The 23,568-nt window shown below is 61.7% G+C and carries 28 protein-coding genes and 1 tRNA gene; 19 read left to right on the forward strand and 10 right to left on the reverse strand.

The window, feature by feature from the left end; all coding sequences use genetic code 11:
• Positions 1–17 precede the first annotated feature (17 nt).
• Both C5L13_RS22610 and C5L13_RS22615 read left to right on the forward strand, forming a co-directional pair.
• Positions 18–102, forward strand: a tRNA-Leu gene (locus tag C5L13_RS22610).
• 163 nt (positions 103–265) lie between these two features.
• On the forward strand, positions 266–781 hold the full coding sequence (locus C5L13_RS22615) for a disulfide bond formation protein B (protein WP_105385530.1): 516 nt from the start codon (positions 266–268) through the stop codon (positions 779–781).
• Positions 782–801: 20 nt separating this feature from the next.
• Here the strand turns inward: C5L13_RS22615 and C5L13_RS22620 are convergent, their stop codons facing one another.
• Positions 802–1,359 (reverse strand): HNH endonuclease, encoded by a 558-nt coding sequence (locus C5L13_RS22620; RefSeq protein WP_105385531.1) that lies wholly within the window; start codon positions 1,357–1,359, stop codon positions 802–804.
• A 101-nt stretch (positions 1,360–1,460) separates the two neighbouring features.
• Positions 1,461–2,102, reverse strand: a complete 642-nt coding sequence (locus C5L13_RS22625) for a DNA-3-methyladenine glycosylase family protein (RefSeq protein WP_105385532.1) — start codon at positions 2,100–2,102, stop codon at positions 1,461–1,463.
• A 32-nt stretch (positions 2,103–2,134) separates the two neighbouring features.
• Here C5L13_RS22625 and gluQRS point away from each other — a divergent pair, with 32 nt between their 5' ends.
• Positions 2,135–3,031 carry a tRNA glutamyl-Q(34) synthetase GluQRS gene (gene gluQRS / locus C5L13_RS22630; protein ID WP_105385533.1) on the forward strand — a complete coding sequence of 299 codons (897 nt, stop codon included), beginning with the start codon at positions 2,135–2,137 and terminating at the stop codon, positions 3,029–3,031.
• Here gluQRS and C5L13_RS22635 read toward each other — a convergent pair.
• Positions 2,960–3,937, reverse strand: coding sequence for a YihY/virulence factor BrkB family protein (locus C5L13_RS22635; protein WP_105385534.1), 978 nt, complete (start codon positions 3,935–3,937; stop codon positions 2,960–2,962). The two genes, gluQRS and C5L13_RS22635, sit on opposite strands and share 72 nt — an antisense overlap.
• Positions 3,938–4,006: 69 nt before the next feature.
• On the opposite strand from C5L13_RS22635, the gene C5L13_RS22640 reads away from it, so the two are divergent.
• The 7 genes from C5L13_RS22640 to C5L13_RS22670 all read left to right on the forward strand — a co-directional run bounded on the left by C5L13_RS22640 (position 4,007) and on the right by C5L13_RS22670 (position 9,367).
• Positions 4,007–4,840, forward strand: a complete 834-nt coding sequence (locus C5L13_RS22640; protein WP_105385535.1) for an SDR family oxidoreductase — start codon at positions 4,007–4,009, stop codon at positions 4,838–4,840.
• 17 nt (positions 4,841–4,857) lie between these two features.
• Positions 4,858–5,061, forward strand: coding sequence for a twin transmembrane helix small protein (locus C5L13_RS22645; protein ID WP_105385536.1), 204 nt, complete (start codon positions 4,858–4,860; stop codon positions 5,059–5,061).
• A gap of 22 nt (positions 5,062–5,083) precedes the next feature.
• Entirely contained in the window at positions 5,084–5,656 is a 573-nt protein-coding gene (locus C5L13_RS22650) for a cob(I)yrinic acid a,c-diamide adenosyltransferase (protein ID WP_105385537.1), read from the forward strand.
• A 27-nt stretch (positions 5,657–5,683) separates the two neighbouring features.
• Positions 5,684–6,448 (forward strand): rhomboid family intramembrane serine protease, encoded by a 765-nt coding sequence (locus C5L13_RS22655; protein ID WP_105385538.1) that lies wholly within the window; start codon positions 5,684–5,686, stop codon positions 6,446–6,448.
• A gap of 176 nt (positions 6,449–6,624) precedes the next feature.
• A complete protein-coding gene (locus C5L13_RS22660; protein WP_105385667.1) occupies positions 6,625–7,371 on the forward strand; it encodes an electron transfer flavoprotein subunit beta/FixA family protein in 747 nt (248 codons plus the stop codon).
• A 24-nt stretch (positions 7,372–7,395) separates the two neighbouring features.
• Positions 7,396–8,337, forward strand: a complete 942-nt coding sequence (locus C5L13_RS22665; protein WP_105385539.1) for an electron transfer flavoprotein subunit alpha/FixB family protein — start codon at positions 7,396–7,398, stop codon at positions 8,335–8,337.
• Positions 8,338–8,485: 148 nt separating this feature from the next.
• Positions 8,486–9,367, forward strand: coding sequence for a 3-hydroxybutyryl-CoA dehydrogenase (locus tag C5L13_RS22670; RefSeq protein ID WP_105385540.1), 882 nt, complete (start codon positions 8,486–8,488; stop codon positions 9,365–9,367).
• Positions 9,368–9,376: 9 nt separating this feature from the next.
• On the opposite strand, the gene C5L13_RS22675 is transcribed toward C5L13_RS22670, so the two are convergent.
• The 3 genes from C5L13_RS22675 to tlpA form a co-directional block, all read right to left on the reverse strand.
• Positions 9,377–9,775 carry a type II toxin-antitoxin system VapC family toxin gene (locus C5L13_RS22675; RefSeq protein ID WP_105385541.1) on the reverse strand — a complete coding sequence of 133 codons (399 nt, stop codon included), beginning with the start codon at positions 9,773–9,775 and terminating at the stop codon, positions 9,377–9,379.
• Positions 9,775–10,017, reverse strand: a complete 243-nt coding sequence (locus C5L13_RS22680) for a type II toxin-antitoxin system VapB family antitoxin (protein WP_105385542.1) — start codon at positions 10,015–10,017, stop codon at positions 9,775–9,777. The genes C5L13_RS22675 and C5L13_RS22680 overlap by 1 nt, the downstream gene beginning before the upstream one ends.
• Positions 10,018–10,096: 79 nt before the next feature.
• Positions 10,097–10,765: a thiol:disulfide interchange protein TlpA gene (gene tlpA, locus C5L13_RS22685; protein WP_105385543.1), complete on the reverse strand. Its 669-nt coding sequence runs from the start codon at positions 10,763–10,765 to the stop codon at positions 10,097–10,099.
• Positions 10,766–10,789: 24 nt separating this feature from the next.
• On the opposite strand from tlpA, the gene argH reads away from it, so the two are divergent.
• The 4 genes from argH to C5L13_RS22705 all read left to right on the forward strand — a co-directional run bounded on the left by argH (position 10,790) and on the right by C5L13_RS22705 (position 16,614).
• Positions 10,790–12,193, forward strand: a complete 1,404-nt coding sequence (gene argH, locus C5L13_RS22690; RefSeq protein WP_105385544.1) for an argininosuccinate lyase — start codon at positions 10,790–10,792, stop codon at positions 12,191–12,193.
• Between the two features lie 86 nt (positions 12,194–12,279).
• The gene (gene lptM, locus C5L13_RS22695; RefSeq protein WP_105385545.1) at positions 12,280–12,486 is read left to right on the forward strand and encodes an LPS translocon maturation chaperone LptM; all 207 of its coding nucleotides are present in this window, start codon (positions 12,280–12,282) and stop codon (positions 12,484–12,486) included.
• Positions 12,487–12,498: 12 nt separating this feature from the next.
• On the forward strand, positions 12,499–13,767 hold the full coding sequence (gene lysA, locus C5L13_RS22700; RefSeq protein WP_105385546.1) for a diaminopimelate decarboxylase: 1,269 nt from the start codon (positions 12,499–12,501) through the stop codon (positions 13,765–13,767).
• Between the two features lie 135 nt (positions 13,768–13,902).
• Positions 13,903–16,614, forward strand: a complete 2,712-nt coding sequence (locus tag C5L13_RS22705) for a TIGR02302 family protein (RefSeq protein WP_105385547.1) — start codon at positions 13,903–13,905, stop codon at positions 16,612–16,614.
• A gap of 4 nt (positions 16,615–16,618) precedes the next feature.
• On the opposite strand, the gene C5L13_RS22710 is transcribed toward C5L13_RS22705, so the two are convergent.
• From C5L13_RS22710 to C5L13_RS22720, 3 genes are all read right to left on the reverse strand, one after another.
• Positions 16,619–16,996: a response regulator gene (locus tag C5L13_RS22710; RefSeq protein WP_105385548.1), complete on the reverse strand. Its 378-nt coding sequence runs from the start codon at positions 16,994–16,996 to the stop codon at positions 16,619–16,621.
• Between the two features lie 116 nt (positions 16,997–17,112).
• Positions 17,113–17,655, reverse strand: a complete 543-nt coding sequence (hpt, locus tag C5L13_RS22715) for a hypoxanthine phosphoribosyltransferase (protein ID WP_105385549.1) — start codon at positions 17,653–17,655, stop codon at positions 17,113–17,115.
• A 62-nt stretch (positions 17,656–17,717) separates the two neighbouring features.
• Entirely contained in the window at positions 17,718–18,374 is a 657-nt protein-coding gene (locus C5L13_RS22720) for a hypothetical protein (RefSeq protein WP_205836876.1), read from the reverse strand.
• 207 nt (positions 18,375–18,581) lie between these two features.
• Between C5L13_RS22720 and ftsE the strand changes: the two genes are divergently transcribed.
• The 4 genes from ftsE to C5L13_RS22740 all read left to right on the forward strand — a co-directional run bounded on the left by ftsE (position 18,582) and on the right by C5L13_RS22740 (position 21,971).
• Positions 18,582–19,241 (forward strand): cell division ATP-binding protein FtsE, encoded by a 660-nt coding sequence (gene ftsE, locus C5L13_RS22725; RefSeq protein ID WP_105385550.1) that lies wholly within the window; start codon positions 18,582–18,584, stop codon positions 19,239–19,241.
• A gap of 100 nt (positions 19,242–19,341) precedes the next feature.
• Complete coding sequence (locus C5L13_RS22730) at positions 19,342–20,292, forward strand: cell division protein FtsX (RefSeq protein WP_170117311.1); 951 nt, start codon at positions 19,342–19,344, stop codon at positions 20,290–20,292.
• Between the two features lie 79 nt (positions 20,293–20,371).
• Positions 20,372–21,088 (forward strand): YdcF family protein, encoded by a 717-nt coding sequence (locus C5L13_RS22735; protein ID WP_170117312.1) that lies wholly within the window; start codon positions 20,372–20,374, stop codon positions 21,086–21,088.
• Positions 21,089–21,179: 91 nt separating this feature from the next.
• A complete protein-coding gene (locus tag C5L13_RS22740; protein WP_105385553.1) occupies positions 21,180–21,971 on the forward strand; it encodes a lysophospholipid acyltransferase family protein in 792 nt (263 codons plus the stop codon).
• Here C5L13_RS22740 and C5L13_RS22745 read toward each other — a convergent pair.
• On the reverse strand, positions 21,956–22,504 hold the full coding sequence (locus tag C5L13_RS22745) for a gamma-glutamylcyclotransferase (RefSeq protein ID WP_170117308.1): 549 nt from the start codon (positions 22,502–22,504) through the stop codon (positions 21,956–21,958). The two genes, C5L13_RS22740 and C5L13_RS22745, sit on opposite strands and share 16 nt — an antisense overlap.
• Before the next feature lie 54 nt (positions 22,505–22,558).
• On the opposite strand from C5L13_RS22745, the gene C5L13_RS22750 reads away from it, so the two are divergent.
• Complete coding sequence (locus C5L13_RS22750) at positions 22,559–23,563, forward strand: DUF2125 domain-containing protein (RefSeq protein ID WP_105385555.1); 1,005 nt, start codon at positions 22,559–22,561, stop codon at positions 23,561–23,563.
• The last annotated feature ends 5 nt before the right edge of the window (positions 23,564–23,568 follow it).

Genomic DNA, 23,568 nt, shown 5'->3' on the forward strand with positions numbered 1-23,568 from the left:
CTTGCCACTACCGAAGTGCCCCGTTGGCGGAATTGGTAGACGCGCCTGACTCAAAATCAGGTTCCGAGAGGAGTGCTGGTTCGATTCCGGCACGGGGCACCATTTTACAAGAGATGTCATTCGACCCGCTCGAAAAGACACTCACCACAAATCCTCCGCAAACTCACGAAAAAGTGCCGGACGAGGGACATTTTGTCTCCTCTGGGATCATTTACAGCGCGGCTGCATCTGCTCTAAGTGAGCCAATACCAGTGAGGAAAAGTGCATGGCGCTGACAGCTTCCACCCCCCGATCCCATGCCAGAATGGGCTACGCCATTGCCGTTACCTTGGGCATGGCGGCAACTGTCGGAGGCGCGCTCGCCTTCCAGTATATCGGCGGCTATATCCCGTGCGCGCTCTGCCTGCTGCAGCGCGATCCCTATTACTACGGCATTCCGGTCGGCATTCTCGGGATCGCCGCTTCCGCCGCCGGTCTTCCTGCCTGGATCACCCGCGCAACCCTCCTTGTCATCGGCATCATGATGCTGGTCGGCGCCAGCATGGGGGTCTATCACTCGGGCGTCGAATGGGCGTTCTGGGAGGGGCCTGCCAGTTGCGGCGGCGGGGCTGGTGTCACCACCAATGCCGGCAGCCTGCTTTCGGATCTGAATACGGTCCACGGCCCCTCCTGTACGGAAGCCGCACTTCGCGTGCTCGGCCTGTCATTCGCCGGCTGGAACGTCATTGCCAGCGTGGTTTTGGCGGGGATCGCATTTCTGGGTGCGAAAAAGGCCGCCTGAGGCGGCCTTGACGACTGAGATCAGGGCTGCAGTTCCGTATCCCAGTAGAGATAGTCCATCCAGCTTTCGTGCAGGTAGTTCGGCGGGAAAAGCCTGCCGTTGTTATGCAGATCCTGTACCGTCGGCTGATAGGGCTTCTGATGCGGGAACATGCCGGCCTGCTTCGGCAGCTTGCTGCCCTTCCTGAGATTGCAAGGAGAACACGCGGCCACCACGTTTTCCCAGGTCGTTTCACCGCCGTGGGCGCGGGGGACGACATGGTCGAAGGTCAGGTCGTCGTTTTCACCGCAATACTGGCACTCGAACTTGTCGCGCAGGAAGACGTTGAACCGCGTGAAGGCGGGGTTGCGGGTCGGCTGAATATAAGTTTTCAGGCTGACGACGCTCGGCAATTTCATGGAGAAGCTGGGAGAGCAGACCGAATGGTCGTATTCCGCGATGATATTGACCCGGTCGAGGAAAACCGCCTTGATCGCGTCCTGCCAGGACCACAGCGACAAGGGATAATAACTCAGCGGCCGGTAGTCAGCGTTCAACACGAGCGCCGGCAGGGCCTGCGGGGAGACTGCAATCGTCAAGTGACGCTCCTACCCGATTCGGCATCTGTACTTTCTATATTAGGTCCGTTGTTACAGGATTGTGAAGCCCAATAAATGCAGTGAGATACTTTGCCCCAGCTTCACGCAAGCGGGGCGACCTCGCGACGCATCCGGGCGGCATAATAGGCCCAGAAAAGCCGTGCCGCGACGGATCGCCACGGCCGCCAGACTTCCGCCAACGCGGCGAGATTTTTCGCCTGAGGCCGCGCCTCCAGCCCCAGAGCATGCCGGACTGCCGCCTGCAGGGCCACGTCGCCGGACGGAAAGATATCCGGATGCCCGCCGCAGAACATCAGATAGACTTCCGCCGTCCACGGACCGATGCCGGGAAGCGCTGTCATCGTCCGGATGGCCTCGACCGTTTCGAGCTCGCAGATCGATTCCAGATCAAAGCGTCCTTGCGAAATTGCTGTGGACAGATTGAGAAGAGTCGCTGCCTTCGCTCGCGAGAGGCCGAATGTGGCGACGACGGCTGGATCAAGCGCCGCATAGCCCGCGGCGGTGACCGGCCCGAGGGCGGTGATTCGCCTCCAGATCGCCTCCGCGCTCGCCCGCGAGACCATCTGCGACACGATGATCGAGGCGAGGCCGGCGAAACCCGGATCGTTGAGCCTGAGCGGCACCGGCCCGGCGGCTTCGGCAATTGCCACAAGCCGCGGGTCGAGCTCGACCAGCGCCTCCAGTCCCGCCTGGATATCCGAATGGCTACGGATGATCCGCACGACCTGCCTCCCATGGCTGTTTCACAAAAAGCATGGCAGAAGAAACCATGTCCGCCTTCTTCTCTGATAAACCGGTCTATCGGTTCGCGCCAAGCCCGAACGGGCTGCTTCATCTCGGCCATGCACTCTCCGCCCTCCTCAACCACGACATGGCAAGGACGGCGAATGGGCGGTTTCTGCTGCGCATCGAAGATATCGACCTCGCCCGCTGCACGCCGGAATTCGAGCAGGCGATCTATCGCGACCTTGCCTGGCTGGGGCTCGACTGGGAAAGACCGGTGCGGCGGCAATCGGAGCATTTCGGCACCTATCACGCCGCACTCGACCGGTTGACGGAGATGGGTCTCGTCTATCCGGCCTTCATGACCCGCGGCGACGTAAAGGCGGCGGTGGCGGCCTATGAGGCAGACGGAAATGTCTGGCCGCGGGATCCGGACGGCTCGCCGATCTATCCCGAGGACGACCGGCATCGAAGCGAGACGGAACGCCAACAGTTGATCGCCAGGGGCTTGCGGCACGCCCACCGGCTGGACATGCGCAAAGCACTTGACCTCGTCGGCCATCCGCTGGCCTGGACTGAAACCGGCGACGGCGGGCGCGGGCAGATTCCCGCCGATCCGGCGGCCTGGGGCGATGTCATCCTGTCCCGTTCGGATGCACCGTCGAGTTACCACCTCTCGGTAACGGTGGACGATGCCGCACAAGGGATAACGCATGTGGTGCGCGGGCTGGATCTCTTCGAGGCGACCGCGGTGCACCGGCTGCTGCAGGAACTCCTGGACTTGCCCGAGCCGCTCTACCATCACCATCGCGTTGTCTTGGGGAAGGACGGCAGGAAGCTGGCGAAAAGCGAGGGATCAACGGGACTTGCGGCCCTTCGCGACCAAGGCCTCCTGCCCGGGGACATCCGCCGGATGGTTGGCCTTTGAGGCCTCATCCTCCTCGCGCCGGCGCCGCTCTTTCTGAAGCCGCGACACCACCGAATATACCCGGTACTTCATCAGTGCCGCGTTGAGTTCCGCGCCCAGCATGAAGATCACCGCCACCATATAGAGAAAGACCAGCACGATCATGATCGAGGCCAGCCCTGCATAGGTCGCGGCGTAATTGGCAAAGGTCGAGAGATAGGCCGCGAAACCCAGGCCGAAGCCGGTCCAGAGGACGATCGTCAGCGTGACGCCCGGCAGGACGTCGACGATGCGCCGGCCCCCGGCGGGCAACCATTTATGCGAAAGCAGAAGCCCGCTCATCAACACCAGCGCAGTGCCGTAAAGACCCCAATTGGCGGCCGTCGTCAGGTCGCTGATCAGCCAGGGAAATCGCGTCTCGGCAAAGCGCATCGCGACCGGAACGGCGACCAGCACGATGCTGATCAGGGCAAAGATGATGACCGCGACGATCACATAACCAAGGCTCGCGAGCCGCGTCACGTACCATGCCCGCGTTTCGGACACCCGGTAGGCGCGGTTGAGGGAAATACGCAACGCCTCCACCCCGTTGGAGGCAAAATAGGCTGCAGCCAATACGGAAACCGTAAGCAGGCCTCCCCGCGGCATGGTGAGAACACGCTGGATTTCGGAGGCGATCGGCGCGGCGATATCCGCCGGCCATGTATCGAACAGAAGATGCACGGCCGTATCGGAAAAGCCGCCGGCACCGAGAAAGCCCGCAAGAGCGGTCCCGAAGATCAGGAAGGGAAAGAGCGCCAGCAGACCCGAGAGCGCCACATGGCTTGCCATCGCCCAACCATCATCCTCGTTGAAGTGACAATAGGCGTCCCAAAGTACCTTGTAGGCCAGCCTGTACCACCGGAAGGGGCGGTTTTCCTCGGACAATGGCAACTCCGTTGTGACTTGGTGCGAAATATGGGAGGAACCCTTCCTGTTGTACAGGGACGAGATCACATGAATGAGAAAAGAACGATCATCATCACCGGCTGTTCCTCCGGTATCGGCGCGCACTGCGCCCGCGCCCTGAAAGCGGATGGCTGGAGGGTTTTCGCGACTGTACGCAAGCAAGCCGATCTCGCCGCGCTGGAAGCCGACGGCATCGAAGCACTGGTAATGGACTATACGAAGCCCGAGACCATAGCCGCTCTGGTCCAGACCGTGCGGGAGCGCACCGGTGGCCGGATCGACGCGCTGTTTAACAACGGCGCCTATGGACAGCCGGGAGCCGTGGAGGACCTTTCCACCGACGTGCTGCGCGAACAGTTCGAGACCAACTTCTTCGGCTGGCACGAATTGACGCGACTGCTGATCCCGATCATGCGCGCTCAGGGGCATGGCCGCATCGTCAACTGCTCCTCGATCCTCGGCCTCTTACCCTATCGCTATCGCGGCGCCTATACGGCTTCCAAATATGCCATCGAAGGCTTGACGATCACCCTGCGGATGGAGCTGCAGGGCAGCGGCATCGAAGTGAGCCTTATCGAGCCGGGGCCGATCACTTCGCGCTTCACCGCCAATGCGCTGATCAAATTCAACGAGCACATCGATCAGCAAGGGTCGGTGCATGCGGATCAATACAAGCGCCAGCTCAAACGTCTGGACGGGAGGGGGCAGATCAGCCGTCACAAGCTTGGTCCGGAAGCGGTCTATCAAGTCCTGGCGCATGCCTTGACCGCACCTCGTCCCCGACCCCATTATCTGGTAACGAAGCCCGCCAAGCAGGGCGCCTTCCTGAAAAGAATACTGCCGGCCGCGCTTTTTTATAAGCTCATGCGCCGGCTCGACTGAACGAAAGCAATCGGAAAATGTCCAGTTTCACCACTCTGCTTACCCTGATCGTCATGGGGCTCGTCGTGCTCGTCCTGATCCGCGGGCTGTTCAACATGCTGAAGGGGACGGATGCCAACAAATCCAACAAGCTGATGCAGTTGCGCGTCCTCTTGCAGGCGGTCGCGATCCTTCTCATCATGCTCACGCTCTGGATCACCGGCGGCGGACGCCCGAGCTGATTCCGGCGAACCGAGGGAACGGATGGTAAAGCTCAACAAGATATACACCCGCACCGGCGACAAGGGCACCACCGCCCTGGTCTCGGGTCCACGGCGGGAAAAATACGATCAGAGGGTGGAGGCCTACGGCACGGTCGACGAAACGAATTCCACCATCGGAATGGCGCGGCTCCACACGTCAGACCTGCCGGAGCTGGATGCGATGCTCTTCCGCATTCAGAACGACCTGTTCGACCTCGGCGCCGATCTCGCGACCCCCGACACGGGGGAAAAGCTGGATTACGAGCCGCTCCGCATCATCGAAGCCCAGTCGACCCGGCTTGAGAATGAGATCGATGCGCTGAATGCCCACATCGCCCCCCTCACCTCCTTCGTTTTGCCGGGAGGATCCCCCGCCGCCGCCTATCTGCACCTTGCGCGTACCGTGGCGCGCCGCGCGGAGCGGCTGATGGTCGAGCTTTCCCGGCAGGAGCCGGTTGGAACCGCGGCCCTGAAATACATCAACCGGCTTTCCGATTTCCTGTTCGTGGCGGCGCGCTCAGCCAACGACGGCGGCAAATCCGACGTGCTTTGGGTTCCGGGGAAAAACCGGTAGAACGGTAGCGGGGTAGGAGGGTCACCAATGTTCATCCCGCTGCACGACGCCGTCGAACTCAAATATATCCGCGTCCAGTACGTCACGATCGGCCTTATCGCTCTCGACGTTCTGGTCTGGTTGTTCACCACGCTCACAAGCCCGGATGTCGCGGAGCACACTTCCCTCGGCCTCGGCTTCATTCCGGCCGTGATCTTCGGTTACGCCGTGCTCGACCCCTCGCTCGCCATCGTGCCGGATGATGCGACCTTCATCACCTACTCCTTCCTGCACCTCGACTTCTGGCACCTCGCCTCCAACATGCTGTTCCTCTGGGTGTTCGGCGACAATGTCGAGGATGCGCTGGGGCACATCAAATTCCTGATCTTCTACCTGATCTGCGCCGCGGCCGGTGCCGCACTTCACGGGTTTGTCGGTCCTTCCTCGGAAGGGCCTCTGATCGGCGCATCCGGCGCGATTTCCGGCGTCGTCGCAGCCTATTTCCTCCTGCACCCGCGGGTGCGGGTCTGGGTGCTGGTGCTCTTCCGTATTCCGCTGCCGCTGCCCGCATTCATCCCGCTGACACTCTGGATCGTTCAGCAATTCGCCATGCTGGCACTCGATCTCGACGGCATGGTCTCCTGGGGCGCCCATGTCGGCGGGATCATCGCCGGGGGCATTCTGGTCATTTTCATGCGCCGCAAGGGCGTGCCGCTCTTCGACCGCACCATCGTAACGCCGAAAGCCGTGCGGACCGAGCCTGCCGCCAACGCCGCAATTGCTGTGGCCGAACCCGGCAGCAACCCGCGCTGACGGCGGGGCTTGACATTGACGTGCACGTAAACGTAATTTTCGCCGCGCAAAAACACTGCGGATGGCGAGACGACGTTGTATTCGAGAAAAAAATGCGTATCGATGTCGCCCACTGACAAATGAGGGAACGGCAAATGTCGCAATTTGCCGGTGAAGACAAGTCGAGGAAGGACCCCATGAAGATCCTGGTGCCTGTTAAGCGAGTGGTTGATTACAACGTGAAGATCCGTGTGAAGGCGGATGGCACGGGTGTCGAGCTTGCGAATGTGAAGATGTCGATGAACCCGTTCGACGAGATTTCCGTCGAAGAAGCGCTGCGTCTGAAGGAAGCGGGCAAGGCCGACGAGGTGGTGGTCGTGTCGATCGGGCCTGCCAAGGCGGAAGAGACGCTCCGGACCGCGCTTGCCATGGGGGCCGACCGGGCGATCCTGGTCGAGACGGACGACCTCGTGGAACCGCTCGCCGTCGCCAAGATCCTGAAGGGTATCGCAGACGCCGAACAGCCCGGACTGATCATCGTCGGCAAGCAGGCGATCGACGACGATAGCAACCAGACCGGCCAGATGCTGGCGGCGCTGCTCGGTTCGGCGCAGGCGACCTTCGCCTCGAAGATCGAGATCGGGGACGGTTCGGCAAAGGTGACCCGCGAAGTCGACGGCGGCCTGCAGACGATCGAGATCAAGCTTCCGGCGGTGGTGACCACCGACCTGCGCTTGAACGAGCCGCGCTATGCCTCGTTGCCGAACATCATGAAGGCGAAGAAGAAGCCGCTCGACAAGAAGAGCCCGGCCGATTTCGGTGTTTCCACCGCACCCCGCCTGAAGGTCCTGAAGACCGAAGAGCCGGGTGGCCGTAAGGCCGGCGTCAAGGTGAAGTCGGTCGAGGAGCTGGTCGCCAGCTTGAAGACCGCCGGCGTGCTCTAAGCGTAGGACAAGGATTTTACGACAATGGCTATTCTTCTTCTCGCAGAACACGACAACAACAACCTCAACGACCAGACCGCCAAGGCGCTGACGGCGGCGTCCCAGATCGCCAGGGATCAGGGAAGCGACGTGCATGTGCTGGTCGCCGGCTCCGGTGCCGGGGCTGCGGCCGAGCAGGCCTCCAGGCTTGCCGGGGTTTCCAAAGTGCTGCTCGCCGACGATGCGAACCTTGCCAACAATCTCGCCGAACCGCTGGCCGACCTGATCGTCTCGCTGGCCGGCTCCTATGACACGCTCATCGCTCCGGCCACGGCTTCCGCCAAGAACGTCATGCCGCGGGTCGCGGCCCTGCTCGACGTCGCCCAGGTCTCGGAAATCATCGAGGTGATCTCCGCCGACACCTTCAAGCGGCCGATCTATGCCGGCAATGCGCTCCAGACGGTGCAGGCGACCGACGCCAAAAAGGTCGTCACGGTGCGCACCGCCTCCTTCCAGGCGGCCGGTGACGGCGGTTCGGCGTCGGTCGAGACCGTTTCCGCCGCTGCCAACCCGGGGGTCTCGTCCTTCGTGTCGGACGCTCTGTCGTCGTCGGAACGTCCGGAACTGACCTCCGCCAAGATCATCATTTCCGGCGGCCGGGCGCTCGGCTCGGCGGAAAAGTTCAAGGAGGTCATCCTGCCGGTGGCCGACAAGCTGGGGGCCGCCGTCGGCGCCTCCCGCGCCGCCGTCGATGCCGGTTATGCCCCGAACGACTGGCAGGTCGGCCAGACCGGCAAGGTGGTCGCGCCCGACCTCTATATCGCGGCCGGCATTTCCGGTGCCATCCAGCATCTCGCCGGCATGAAGGATTCGAAGGTCATCGTCGCCATCAACAAGGACGAGGAGGCACCGATCTTCCAGGTCGCCGACTACGGCCTCGTCGGAGACCTCTTCGAAATCCTCCCAAAGCTCGAAAAGGCGCTTTAAAGTTTTGTTCATTTCGCAAGCGCGAAAAATGCTGGCAAAACGGCAAGCAGCGGAATAACAATCTGCCGGACTGTATCCACACAGTCCGGCATTTCTATAAGATGGGCGCAGCGCAGCGCCTCGGGAGCGAAACCCAGGGAAACCAACAATGAGTTCGGTCATGAAGAATATCGGCATCATCGGAGCGGGCCAGATGGGCTGCGGCATAGCCCATGTCTCGGCTCTCGCCGGTTACAAGGTGCAGATGTACGACCTTTCCCCGGACCGGATCGAGGCTGCGCTTGCCACGATCAACGGCAATCTTGCCCGCCAGGTCGGCCATGGCAAATTGACCGATGACGAACGCAAGGCCGCGCTTTCCCTCATCTCCGGCTCGGCTGACCTGAACGACCTCGCGCCGATGGACATGGTGATCGAGGCCGCGACTGAGGATGAGAGCGTCAAGCGCAAGATCTATGCCCAGGTCTGTCCGGTCCTGAAGCAGGAAGCCCTGCTCGCCACCAATACGTCTTCGCTCTCGATCACCCGGCTCGCTTCCGCCACCGACCGGCCGGAACGTTTCATGGGTATCCATTTCATGAACCCGGTGCCGGTGATGAAACTCGTTGAACTGGTGCGCGGCATCGCGACCGACGAGCCGACCTTCCGGGCCGCCAAGGAATATGTCGCGACGCTCGACAAGACCGTGACGGTCGCCGAGGATTTCCCCGCGTTCATCGTCAACCGCATCCTGCTGCCGATGATCAACGAGGCGATCTACACGCTCTATGAAGGCGTCGGTTCGGTCGAGGCGATCGACACCGCCATGAAGCTTGGCGCCAACCATCCGATGGGCCCGCTCCAGCTGGCCGACTTCATCGGCCTCGACACCTGCCTTTCGATCATGCAGGTGCTGCACGACGGTCTTGCCGACAGCAAATATCGCCCCTGCCCGCTTCTCGTCAAATACGTCGAAGCCGGCTGGCTCGGCCGCAAATCCGGCCGCGGCTTCTACGATTATCGCGGCGAAGTCCCGGTTCCGACGCGGTGACGCTACTCGTCACATGGTAGTGATGTCCGTCCTGGAAAAGTCGTTTCCTTTGAAGAGCAAAGGGATACGATGAACCTTGGCGCATGCGTAAGACATACAATCGGCAAGATTGAGTTGAGCCGGATGTCCGCGCCCCTTGCCATAGTCCGCGAAAGCTTGGACAGCTACAGTGGCAATGACACCGTCGATCGGCAAAACAGTGATGTCTGCCTCGGCCAATAGAGCCCTTACGCGGGTTTCGACCACCACGGGGTCGAGATCAAGCATCGTCGCCAGCCGCATGGATGCTTCGAGGATAACCAGCCCGGATGTGAAGCAACTCGGTGTTTCGGCAATGCGTTCGGCGTAAATAGCTGCATCAGTCTCATCCGCCAGAAGCGCAACAATCACCGACGTATCGATGAACATCAGGAATGGCCCCACATCGCATCGATCTCGGCCTTGGTCACCGCCCGCCCCTGTGCCCCTGCCTGTGCCCGGAGATCGGCCGCTATCCTCGCAATTCTGTCGGCGAGTTTCGTCTTGGCGTTCTCTCTGCGTAATTCCTCTTCAAGGGCCTGAATGACCGCCACCGTCATGGTTACCTGACGTTTTTCCGCCAGCTCCTGCGCCAGCTCGCGGGCGCGCGCGTCTCGTATCTGCAAGGTCATGGCTTACGCTCCATCATCCGCAAACAGTATCATTACAGGAAACGAGTGTCATCCATACATCGCGCATGGACGTTGAGCGTCAGGATCCCTTCGCGGCTGTAATAAGAGCCTTGGCATCCGGGCTATCCCAGGCGGCGGGGCCGTTCATGGCAGAGATCAGGCAGCCCTTTTTGTCCATCACCAGCGTGACCGGCAGGCCGAAGGCAAGTCCTTCCTTCTTCAGGCTATTGAAGACGCCCATCGAACTGTCGCGGTAATAGCCAAGCTTGTCGATGCCGTATTCTGCGAGAAACGCCTTGGGTTTCTCGTCCGTGCCGGTGTCGATGTTGACCGCCACCACTTCGAAGTCGGACCCGCCCATTTCCTTCTGGAGAACGTTCAGCGCCGGCATCTCCTCGCGACAGGGGCCGCACCAGGTAGCCCAGAGATTGAGAAGCACGGTCTTGCCGGCGAAATCGGCCGTCTTCAAGTCTTGTCCCTCCGGTCCCTTGAAGGAAAGAGCGAGCGGCCGCGGCGGCTGGGCGGCCACCATCGCCGCGACCTGGCCCTTGGAAAACTTCGAGACCGACTTCACCTTCTCGACCGCGCCCTCGCAAGCTCCGGAGGGCTGAGCGAGGAGAACGTCCTCGCCATTGCCAGACCCCACATTCGTCACGTATACCGCCACGGCGCCGGCGATGATCCCCGCGACGGCGGCAAACAGGATCAATCGGACGGAAGGAAGGCCGAAAGGTCTTTTGGTCGTCATCAACTACTCCAGGACTTTTGCATCATGGCCGACGGTACGAACGACGCGACATCTTCCAACCAGATGTGGGGCGGGCGCTTCGCCTCCGGGCCGGATGCGATCATGGAGGAGATAAATGCCTCGATCGGTTTCGACAAGAAGCTCTATGCCCAGGATATCCGCGGCTCTATAGCGCATGCGACCATGCTGGCGGAGAAAGGCATCATTTCGGGCGAAGATAAAGACAAGATCTTGTCTGGCCTAAACACGATCCTGTCAGAGATCGAAAGCGGGCAATTCGAATTTTCGAGACAGCTCGAAGACATTCACATGAATATCGAGGCGCGGCTTGCCGTGCTGATCGGGCCCGCCGCCGGACGTCTGCACACCGCCCGCTCCCGCAACGATCAGGTGGCGCTCGATTTCCGTCTCTGGGTCAAGGAAGAACTCGCCAAGACCGAGCGCATGCTGACCGCGCTGATCACTGCTTTCCTCGATCGCGCCGAAGAACATGCCGACACCGTGATGCCGGGCTTCACGCATCTCCAGACCGCCCAGCCGGTGACCTTCGGCCATCATTGCATGGCCTATGTGGAAATGTTCGGCCGTGACCGCGCCCGCGTGCGGCACGCGATCGACCATCTCGACGAAAGCCCGATCGGCGCCGCGGCACTGGCAGGAACCCCTTACCCGATCGACCGCCACATGACGGCAAAGGCGCTCGGTTTCCGCGAACCGACCCGCAATTCGATCGACACCGTCTCCGACCGCGACTTCGCGCTGGAGTTTTTGTCGGTCGCGGCAATCTGCGCCGTGCACCTGTCGCGGCTTGCCGAAGAGATCGTCATCTGGTCGACGCCGCAATTCGGCTTCGTGCGCCTGTCGGACGCCTTTTCGACCGGCTCCTCGATCATGCCTCAGAAGAAGAACCCGGACGCGGCGGAACTGGTGCGCGCCAAGACCGGCCGCATCAACGGCTCGCTGGTGGCGCTGCTCACCGTCATGAAGGGCCTTCCGCTCGCCTATTCCAAGGACATGCAGGAAGACAAAGAACAGGTCTTCGATTGCGCCGAAAACCTGGAACTGGCGATTGCGGCCATGACCGGCATGGTGCGCGACATGACGGTGCGCGCCGACAAGATGCGCGCCGCCGCAGGCGCGGGCTATTCCACCGCGACCGACCTTGCCGACTGGCTGGTGCGGGAAGTCGGCCTGCCCTTCCGCGACGCTCACCATGTAACCGGTCGCGCGGTGGCATTGGCCGAACAGAAGGGTTGCGACCTTTCCGAGCTTTCGCTCGCCGAACTCCAGGAGATCAATGCCGCGATCACCGACAAGGTTTTCAACGTGCTTTCGGTCGACGCCTCGGTCGCCAGCCGCCAGAGTTTTGGCGGCACTGCGCCGTCGGAAGTCAGGAAACAGATCGCCTGGTGGCGCGCTAGAAACTGAAGACGAATTGTTCCCGGAAATGACTGCACAAGGGCGCGGAACTTCGCTATGAAGGTTCCGCAGCCGTGCCGGATATAGGTGTGAGAATGTCGAAATCCCTGGTAAATATCGCCCGCATCACCTTTGTGCTGAGCCTCGCCGGCGTCGTGGCTGCCGGCTGCGGCCGCAAGGGCGACCTCGACCGCCCGAGCACGCCGGTGGAGCAGCAGAACATCCGTAAGCCGGGCAAACCGGGAGAACGAAAACCCGAACCTGTAGCCGAAAAGCCTTTCGTTCTGGACCCGCTTCTGTAATCGAGCACTGACGTGAACCATTTTCATTACATCGACGGCGTGTTGCACGCCGAGAACGTGCCGATCCCGGAAATCGCCAAGGCCGTGGGCACCCCCTTCTACGTCTATTCGACGGCAACGCTGGAGCGACACTACAAGGTCTTCTCCCAGGCTTTCGCCGACGTGGATGCGATGGTCTGTTACGCCATGAAGGCGAATTCCAACCAGGCGGTGCTGAAGACGCTCGGCCGGTTGGGCGCCGGCGTCGACGTGGTTTCCGGCGGCGAGCTTCGCCGGGCGCTGGCGGCGGGCATTCCCGCAAGCCGCATCATGTTCTCCGGTGTGGGAAAGACCGCGCATGAGATGGACCTTGCGCTTCAGGCCGGCATCTATTGCTTCAACGTCGAATCCGAGCCGGAACTGGAGGTGCTCAACCTCCGCGCCCAAAAAATGGGAAAGAAGGCGCATGTCTCCTTCCGCATCAATCCCGATGTGGACGCGGGCACCCACGCCAAGATTTCGACCGGCAAGAAAGAGAACAAGTTCGGTATCTCCTACGAACGCGCCCGTGACGTTTATGCCCATGCGGCGACGCTTGATGGCATCGAGGTGACCGGCATCGACATGCATATCGGCAGCCAGATCACCGAGCTGCAGCCCTTCGAGGAAGCCTTCCGACTGCTGCGCGAGCTTGTCGACACGCTGCGCTCCGACGGCCACCGCATCGATCATGTCGATATCGGCGGCGGCCTGGGTATTCCCTACAAGGACGACAACAACCCGCCGCCGCTGCCCGACGCCTATGCGGAAACGGTAAAGCGGCAACTCCGCTCGCTCGAATGCAGGATCGTCACGGAACCCGGCCGGCTGATCGTCGGCAATGCGGGTATCCTGGTGACCGAGGTCATCTACGTCAAGGATAGCGACGAGAAGAGCTTCGTCATCGTCGACGGCGCGATGAACGACCTCATCCGCCCGACGCTCTATGACGCCTATCACATGGTCCGCCCGATCGTCGTACCCGCGACCGATGCGCCGCGGATCAAGGCCGACGTGGTCGGTCCGGTCTGCGAGACGGGCGACTATCTGGCGCTCGACCGAGAGATGGCGGCACCGAAGCCGGGCGATCTGATCGCGGTCGCTTCGGCCGGCGCATACGGCGCCGTCCAGGCGGGCACCTACAACACCCGCCTGCTGGTGCCGGAAGTGCTGGTGAAGGGCAGCGATTTCCATATCGTGCGCCCGCGCGGCAGCTACGAGGATCTGATTGGCCTCGATTCCGTGCCAGCATGGCTTGCCTGAGCCCTTGACGCCGCGTTCACTTTTGCGGGAAAGGCCGGAAAATATAGGAGCGAAAACCCCCTTGCCCTCGTCTTCGCCACAAAGACTGCTATCCTGAAGCTTGATTTGCGCCGCCACGACCTGGAGACGGACCGCATGAGCCTCATCCGCAAAGGTGCCTTCGAGTCGCATCCCGAGCTTGCGCGTCGCGTTGCGCTGAAACGGTCGTTTGCGCGGATCGTCCTGTTTTTCGAGCGGATTTTGCCACTTCTGCTGGCGCCCCTGGGGATTGCCGCACTCTTTCTTTCCGCCGCATGGTTCGGCATCTTCCGCATTGCGCCCGATTGGCTGCGATGGGTATTGGTCGGCGGCTTTGCCCTTGCCTTTGTGTATTCCATTCTTCCACTCGGCCGGCTGCGCTGGCCGGCGGCCGAAGATGCCGATCGGCTGCTCGAAGACCGCAACAATCTTCCTCACCAGCCGGTCGCCGTGCAGGAAGACGAGCCTGCCTTCGAAACACCTTTCGCCCGCGCGCTCTGGAAGGAACACCAGCTCCGCATGGCGAGACGCATCGCGGAACTCGATGCCGGTCTGCCGCAACCCGATATTGCCAAGCACGATCGGCTTGCCCTTCGCGCAATTCCGGCGCTCGTTTTCGTGATCGCGCTCGGTTATTCGTTTTCGAACGGCGGCGGCTCGCCTGTCGATGCCTTCCGCCCGGCGCCGCCTGCTCCCAGCATCAATCCGGATCTGCGCATCGATGCGTGGCTGACGCCACCGTCCTATACGGGCCGTGCTCCGGTTTTCCTGACGGGGCAACAGGCGACGGCCAAGGCAGCCGCGGTATCCATACCCGAAAACTCTGCGCTCACGGTGCGCGTGACCGGCGGCGAAGGCGGCGAAGCCGTGGTCTTCGCGCCAAAGACGGGCGAAGACGCGGTGACTTTGATTACCGAGGAAGCCAAGAAGGCAGCGGAAAAGGCGGCGCAGCAGCCTGCGCAGACTGCGGAACAAACGGCGCAGGCACCTCAGACAGCAGCAGCGCCGCAGCAGGCCGACCAGCCGTTGCCGCCCCGCACATACACGCTCAATGTCGCTGAAAGCGGCAGCCTTACGGTGAACGGCCAGATCTGGGCTTTCGATGTCGTTCCGGACCGGGCGCCGGAAATCGCCTTCGACGGCCAGCCGCGGCGGTCCGTCAACGGCGCGCTTGAAATCGGCTTCACCGGCAAGGATGACTACGGCATCCGCGAAGCGCATGCACTGATCGAGCCGGTCGAGGATCGTGATCCGGGCGCCACTCCGCTCTATCCGCCGCCGGAATACAGGCTGGATATGCCGCGCCAGAACGGCCGGGAAGTCAAAGGCCTCACAAGCCGCAATCTTGTCGAACATCCGCTTGCGGGCAAGCGCGTAAAGATCACGCTGGTCGCCAAGGATGGCGCCGGCCAGACCGGACACAGCCCCGCCCACGAGATGGTGCTGCCGTCCCGTGGCTTTTCCGAACCGCTCGCCGCCGCCGTTGCGGAGGAGCGTCAGGTTTTTGCGCTCGACACTCGCCAGATGCCGCGCGCCATCGCGCTCAACGAAGCTCTGGCGATCCGTCCCGACGAAACCATTCCGAACCTCGGCCACTTCCTGCTGATCCGCTCTGCGCTCGAGCGCATGAAACTTTCCCGAACCGAAGAGCAGCTGAAGGACACCGCCGATTATCTCTGGGAAATCGCCCTCGGCATCGAGGACGGCGATCTCTCGCTTGCCGAGCGCCGTTTGCGGGATGCGCAGCGCAATCTGGCTGAAGCTTTGGAAAACAAGGCTTCCGACCAGGAGATTGCCCGCCTGATGCAGGAGCTGCGCGAAGCCATGCAGCAGTTCATGAACGAGCTGGCGCAGCGGATGCAGAACGCCCCGCAGGCGCCGAACAACATGCAGGCCCAGAACGTCATTCGCCAGCGCGACCTGCAGAACATGATGGACCAGATCGAAAACCTCGCCCGGTCCGGCAATCGCGATGCTGCGCAGCAGATGCTCAACGAACTGCAGCGCATGATGAACAACCTCCAGGCCGGGCGGATGCAGCGCGGCCAGCAGGGACAGCAACAGAACAGCCAGATGCGCCAGCAGATCGACAAGCTCGGCGAGATCATGCAGGAACAGCAACGGCTGATGGATCAGACCTTCAAGCTGGACCAGGCGCTGCGCGACCGCATGCAGCGCGGCGATCCGAATGAACGGCCCTACGAGCAGAACCAGCAGGGTCAGCAGCAGCAGGGCCAACAACAGCAAGGTCAGCAGGGGCAACAAGGACAACAGGGCCAGCAGAACACCGACCAGATGACCGCCGAACAGCTCCGCGAAGCATTGAAGAACCTGCGCGCCCAGCAGGAAGGTCTCGGCAAAAAGCTCGAAGAACTGCAGAAAGGCCTGAAGGGACTTGGCATGCAGCCCGGTCAGGGCTTTGGTGATGCGCAGCGTGAAATGGGCAATGCCGGCAAGGCGCTGGGCGAAGGCCAGGGCGAGCAGGCCGTGGAAGGCCAGGGCAATGCGCTCAACGCGCTGCGCCAGGGCGCGCAGAACATGATGCAGCAGATGATGCAGGCCATGCAGCAGCAGGGTCAAGGCCAGGGCCAGGGCCGCGAAGGCCCCGGGGAAGGCATGTCTTCGCAGGGAGGCCAGAACGGCCGTGATCCCCTGGGCAGACCCCGCGCCACGTCAGGACCGGACTTTGGCGATCAGGTGAAGGTGCCCGAGGAGATCGACGTGCAGCGTGCACGGGAAATCCTCGAAGCCATCCGCGAAAAACTCGGCAACGCGCTGTCGGGCGAGGCCGAGCGGCAATATCTGGAACGTCTGCTCGATATCCGCTGATCGATCAGGCGGCGCGTGGATTTTCCTCTGAGAGCGCCATGGCGACCGCCTTGCGGATATCCGGCAGCGCGAACGGCTTCTGCACCACGTCGACAATCTTGGCCGCCAGGTCGTCGGCGCGTTCACGCTGTTCGGCATAACCCGTCATCAGAAGGATCTTGAGCCCCGGGAATTGTTCGGAAGCCTGGTGGGCGAGTTCGATGCCGTCCATGACCGGCATACGGATATCGGAAAGAAGCAGATCGAACGGGCCCTGGCTGAGCTTTTCGAGACCTTCTGCGCCGTCGCCGGCCTCGTGCGTCTCATGGCCGTCAAGGCGGAGTGCGCGTGCAACGAAGCTGCGAAGCGAATCCTCATCCTCGGTAATCAGGATTTTTGCCATAGCGATCATCGCTCCCTGTCTGTTTCATATCGGGAGCAAATCATCAGAGTTTTCTTGTCGAGGAGTAAACGCCGGCCCGCGGGAGGCCGGCATGGTTAACACCTTGACACCGCCGATCAGGCGTCTCCGGTGACGACGCCGACGAAGGGGAGCTCGCGGAAGGCATAGGCCACGTCCATGCCGTAGCCGACGACGAAGTAATCGGGGCATTCGAAACCGACGTAGTCCGCCTCAAGCTGCTCCTTCCGCTTTACGTGCTTGTCGAGCAGCACGGCGACCGAAACATGGCGAGCCCCACGCTCGTAGAGGATTTCCTTCGCGAATTTCAGCGTACGGCCGGATTCGAGGATATCGTCGATCAGGAGCACGTCGCGGTCCTTCACGTCGCTGTCGATGTCCTTGACGATGCGCACGCCCTGGGAAACGGTTCCGGTGCCGTAGCTCGAAAGGGTAATGAACTCCACCTCCGGCGCAAGGCCGGTATCATGCAGGGCGCGCAACAAATCGGCAGCGAAGATGAACGAGCCCTTGAGGATGGCGATGACGAGCAGATCCTTGGTCGGGCCGGCGGCGATATCTGCAGCCATCGCTCGGTTGCGTTCGGCTATCTGCTCTGCGGTAAAAAGCGGCTCAATGGTTTTGCCGCGCACGACGGGCATGAGGTTCTCCTGCGTGTCCGTAAAAATGTGCGATAGCACAGTCGGCAGCAGAAGAGGAAGACTTAGGCGCCCCCGTCGGCCAGTGAAAGCCGCAAGTCCGGCAGTTTTCCACCGGGATGGGGCACCCGCGCGGAAAACCCGCGGCTGCGGCCGCCGGCAATCGCAAAGGATGGCGGCGAAATCAACGTGCTCGCAACCACCTCCTGGCCGGACAACAGGTCGGCGCGGATGGACGGCATGGCAACGCTGTCGCCGCTGCGGTTTTCGACGATGCCGTTGATCAGCAGGATACGCATGCCGTTGGCATCCTGGGGCGTCATCGTCACATGCGTGATGTCCAGCGAAGTCCCGGCTTCCGCCGCGGCCGAACCACTGAAGAGGAACGAAAACCCGCCTGCAAAACTGAAAACCGCAACAAAAACGACCGCAACCACCGCAGCGAAGAAATCTGCAGAAAGCCGCATCAGCGCACGCTCGCCGCTCGCAACGATCCGCTCGATGATCGCTGGCTCCGGGCGGGAGAAAGAAGGCGCATGATGGTTGTCGTTGTGGGAGCGTGGCTTTGCCGCGCGTCGGGCAGCATTGCCGACGGTGACGAACTGAGCGTCGACCACCTCACCGCGCGGATGCGCCACACGCCCATTCCGGCCGATCGGCTCCGGCGGCAGGATGTCCATTCGGATGACGGTTTTGCCCTGCTGGCTGCGAAACGTGCTCATAGGGGGCCTCTTCGGCCCGTTATCCCCGGTGTTGAGGACGGCGGGCATTGAAACGAATCCCGCCTAGTCGTAAATTCAAATGGTTAATGCTTCGCAAATGCGGCCTGAAATTAGCCCTTTTCCGCGCGCGATTTACCGTTCGTTTACTCGGATCGTTAAAGAGATAACGGCACCGGAAAGTCTTGAAGAGTAAGGACTGGTCATCCGTTGATCCATTTCGAAAATGTCGGCCTGCGCTACGGGATGGGCCCGGAGATCCTCCGGGATATGACCTTCGACATCCCGAAGCGATCGTTCCAGTTCCTGACGGGACCGTCGGGGGCCGGGAAGACGACGCTGTTGCGCCTGCTTTTCATGTCGCTGCACCCGACCCGCGGCATTATCCGCATGTTCGGCCGGGACCTGTCTCAGATACCGCGCAGCGAGCTGCCGATGCTGCGCAGGCGCGTCGGGATAGTATTCCAGGATTTCCGGTTGCTCGAACATCTCACGACTTACGAGAACGTCGCGCTGCCGCTGCGTGTGCGCGGCAAGGAGGAAAGCTCCTACCGCAACGACGTCATCGAGCTCCTGAAATGGGTCGGGCTCGGCGAGCGCATCAATGTGCTGCCGCCGGTGCTCTCCGGCGGCGAAAAGCAGCGTGCCGCGATCGCCCGGGCACTGATGGACCGGCCTGAAATCCTCCTTGCGGACGAACCCACCGGCAACGTCGACCCGCCGATGGCACGACGGCTCCTCAACCTGTTTCTCGAACTCAACCGGCTCGGCACCGCGGTGGTGATCGCCACCCACGATCTGGCCCTGATGGACCAGGTGGATGCGCGCCGGATGATCCTCACCGAAGGGCGGCTTGACCTTTATGAATGAGCTGAGCCGCCCGGAAGCGGCACGCGCCGCAAAAAGCAAGAAACGCGCGACCGAGCAGCAAGCGCCGCAGCAGCCCCAGCAGACGCCGCGGCGTGCTGAAATGCGCGTCAGGCCCACGGCACCAATCCTCCCGCCATCCAACATTCAGGGCAATGCGCTGATGGTGGTGATCGCCATCATGGCTTTCCTTGCCTGCCTGACGCTCGGCGCGGTGAGCATGGTGAGAGCCACGGCGGCGAGCTGGCAGAGCCAGATCTCCCGCGAGATCACCATCCAGATCAAGCCCGAAGAAGGGCTGGACATGGACGCGGCGCTGAAGAAGGCAAGGGATCTGGCACTTACCTTCGTCGGCACCCGCGAAGGCACGATCATGGACGATGGCGCCACTGCACGACTTCTGGAACCCTGGCTCGGTGCGGGCCTGAACCTCGACGATCTGCCCGTGCCGCGGCTCGTCATCATCACCATCGACGAGCAAAATCCGCCGGATTTCGCAGCCATGCGTGATCTCCTGAAGACGGAGATACCCCAGGCGTTTCTGGACGATCACAGGACCTGGGTGGATCGGCTGGTCTCCATGGCCCATACGACAGTGCTGATCGGAACCGGCATTCTGGTGCTCGTCTTCACGGCGATGATCCTCACTGTGATCTTCGCCACACGCGGGGCGCTTTCCGGCAACCGGCATATCGTTGAAGTGCTGCATTTCGTCGGCGCGGAAAGTTCCTTCGTGGCGAGCGAATTCCAGAAGCATTTTCTGAAGATCAGCATCAAGGGTTCGGCCGCAGGCGGCGCCCTCGCAGCGGCCCTCTTCGCGCTCGCCAACATATGGCAGGCCAACTCGCTGGCGACGCCGGAAAGCGATCAGGCGATGGCGCTGTTCGGCACCTTCACCATCGGCATCACCGGCTATGCCGGTATCTTCGCCACCATGATCGTGATCGCGCTGCTGACGACGCTGACGGCCCGGTTTACGGTGATGCGCACGATCGACGAGATCGATCTCATCCGCTCCGACCCGGCTCGTTCCGACGGATTACCCGCTTCTTGAAGCCGCCATCGTCCCCCTATAGTGTGGCACTGTTCTCGCCACGAATCTCCGGCTATGGACAGTGATGACACCGGCCCAGATGACACCCGACGATGGAGCAGGGCGCAAGCCGCGGCGTCTGGCCGGCGGCTTGTTTTCACGCAAGAGCCGGCTGCGCTGGCTTGCGCGGCGCGTCATCATGACCTGCGTTCTGATCATCGGCCTGCTTTTCGGCGGCTTCCTGTGGTTTGCCGATTCGGTGGCGTCGCTGAGGACGCCTGACGGCGTCAAAGCCGACGCCATCGTCGTGCTGACCGGCGGCTATCTCCGCGTCGAACAGGCGCTCGGCCTCCTGCGCGACGGTGCCGGCAAACGGCTTCTGATCTCAGGAGCGCATCCCTCCACGACACCAACCCAGATACGCAAGGTCACGCAGGCGTCGCCGGATCTTTTCTCCTGCTGCGTCGATATTGGCTACGATGCGATCGACACGATCGGCAACGCCAACGAGATCACCCGCTGGATCCACGATCACGGCTACAAGTCGGTTCTGGTGGTCACCAACAATTACCACATGCTGCGCAGCCTCCATGAACTGCGCCGCGCCGATCCGGTGACCGAATTCATTGCCTATCCGGTGATCAATTCCGACCTCACCCGCAAGGCCTGGTTCACCGAGCCGGACGTGCTGCGCACTATGCTTTCCGAATATGGCAAGGTCGTCCTGTCAACCATGCGTGACTGGATGGGCATCGAGCGCGGAACGGGCCTTCGTACCGAAGATGCCCCGAAAACTGCGGGCACCCCGAAATCCTGACAATCCGGAGCGCCCGGCCAGTTGGCACAATGCGCTTTTTTCAAGAGCCGATCTCGTGTAGGCAACGTGCGTCTAGAAGGAAGTCGTCTGTATGCTGCTTTTGCGCTCGGTTCTTTTCAACACCGCCTTTTATACCAACATCATCGTGCGAATGATCGTGCTGAGCCCGATCTACTTCCTGTTGCCGCGCAAGGCGGCCTATCGCATTCCCAAGGCCTGGGCTGCTTCCAACAACTGGCTGATGGCGAAGATCGTCGGCGCCACCTTCGAAATCGAGGGCATGGAAAATATCCCCGAAGGAGGCTGCATCTTTGCGCCCAAACATCAGTCCGCCTGGGACACGTTCGCGCTGCTGCCCTACCAGCGAGATCCGGTCTATATCCTCAAGCGGGAGCTGATGTGGATTCCGCTGTTCGGCTGGTATGTGGCCAAGCAGAGGATGATCCCGGTCAATCGCGGCGCCCGCGGCAAGGTCATGGTGGATGTCATGGTCCGCACCAAGGAAGAAATGGATGCGGGCCGGCAACTCATCATCTATCCGGAAGGAACCCGCCGGGCACCGGGCGCCGAGCCGCAATACCGCTACGGCATCGCCCGCATCTATCGCGACATCCAGGTTCCGGTCGTGCCGGTCGTCGCCCATTGGGGCCTGTTCTGGGGCCGCCGCAAGCTCGTCAAATATCCCGGCCACCTCAAGGTCCGCATCCTGCCGCCGATCGCGCCCGGCATGGACCCGGACGCCTTCTACGCAAAGCTCATCGAAACGATGGAGCGGGAAAGCGACAAGCTGCTGATCGAGACCATCGAGGCCAACCCGCACCTGCCGCTCCCGCCGACGGCCGCCAAACGCCTTGCCGAACTGAAGGCTCAGTCCGCCGCCTGAAGCCCCGCCGCGACGGAGGCGCCGACGCCTTCGAGCCAGAGGTCCCGGATGCCCATCTCCTTGAGGTGTTCGAGCGTATTGAAGACATAGGCATCGTTCGGTCCCGACTGGCCGACGGAGCCCTGGACGATTTCCGCGGCATGCTCGATGCCGAGGGCGCCGGCATACTGGACATGATCGCGGTCCACGACATAGCCAACGGCCTTCACCTGCCGCTGGTTTGCGAGCGAAACCGGCAGGATTCTTTCCTTGTAAACATTGGTGACGAGCTCGCGCCGACGCAGATAATCCAGCACGTCTTCACGGTTGTCGCCGCTGACGCGAAAAGCCACGCCCCGGCATGAACCGCCACGATCAAGACCGAGCACAAGGCCGGGTTTTTCGGGCGTGCCGCGATGCACATGGGACCAGACGCAAAGGGAGCGGCGAAAGCCGAAAGCACGTGCATCGGTGCGCTCCTCGAACGGGAAACCCGGATTCCACATGAGAGAACCGTAGCCAAACACCCAAAATTCGTCCATATCCCCCGCCACACCAAATCAACCGAAGCGTTCTGCACCAAATTTCCAGCACCATTGGAGAACATCATGGCAGCGTCAAGCCGATCCGGCGTCAGCGGAAAATTGTGGCTACTCGCCTGCATTGTGGTGGTGGCAATCGCCCTCTACACCGCCGGCTGGTTCTATGCCGCCTCGGTGCTCAAGGAGCAGACCCTGGCTTTGCTGGGTAGCCAGCGGGACAAGGGAGTTTCCGCCGAATGCAGTGAAGCCGACTATCGCGGCTACCCCTTCCGCATCGGCTTGTTCTGCTCCAAGGTTTCCGTAGACGACCAGGTGAACGGGATTTCAGCCACTTTCGGCGCGCTGCGCTCCGCGGCCCAGGTCTACAACCCCGGCCATATCGTCTGGGAACTCGATTCGCCCGTCGAGATCCGCACCGGCCACGGCCTTTCCGTATCCACAAGTTGGGAAAACTTCCAGTCGAGCCTCGTGACCAGGCTTAGGGGCGTTGAGCGTGCCTCAACGGTGATCGAAAATTCCAAGACCAGCGTCGTCTCTTCCGCAACCGGCCAGGCCGTCGATATCAGTGCGGCGCATACGGAAATCCACCTCCGCCAGAACGGCAGTGATCTCGATGCGGCGATCACCCTGGAAAACACCGACACTACGATGAAGGACATGCCGCAGATCTTGCCGAGCCTGACTGCGAATGCCGATGTGACGCTGGTCGGCCGCGCCGGCATGATCGATGGCAGCGACCCGAACGGGGTGGTGCTCTACGACACCGAGGGAGAATTGCGCAGCTTCTCCGCCGATCTGGGTCAGGGGCGGGTGATCACGATCTCCGGTCCCTTTTCGTTCGATGAACGCGGTTATCTGTCGGGAAAGCTGAAATTCAGGATCGAACAAGTCGACGGATGGCGCAACAGCCTCACCGAGGCGTTTCCTGACATAGCGCCCATGCTGGACACCGCCGCCAACATGCTTTCCGCGCTCGGCGGCGGCCGCAGCGCTTCGCTGGACCTCACCATCAACAGAGGCAAGGTCTTTGCCGGCGGCTTTATCCCGATCGGCGAAATTCCGCCGATCTGAATTGG

Origin of the sequence: Neorhizobium alkalisoli (assembly GCF_002968635.1) — a bacterium.
In the GTDB taxonomy this organism is placed as follows: Bacteria; Pseudomonadota; Alphaproteobacteria; order Rhizobiales; family Rhizobiaceae; genus Neorhizobium; species Neorhizobium alkalisoli.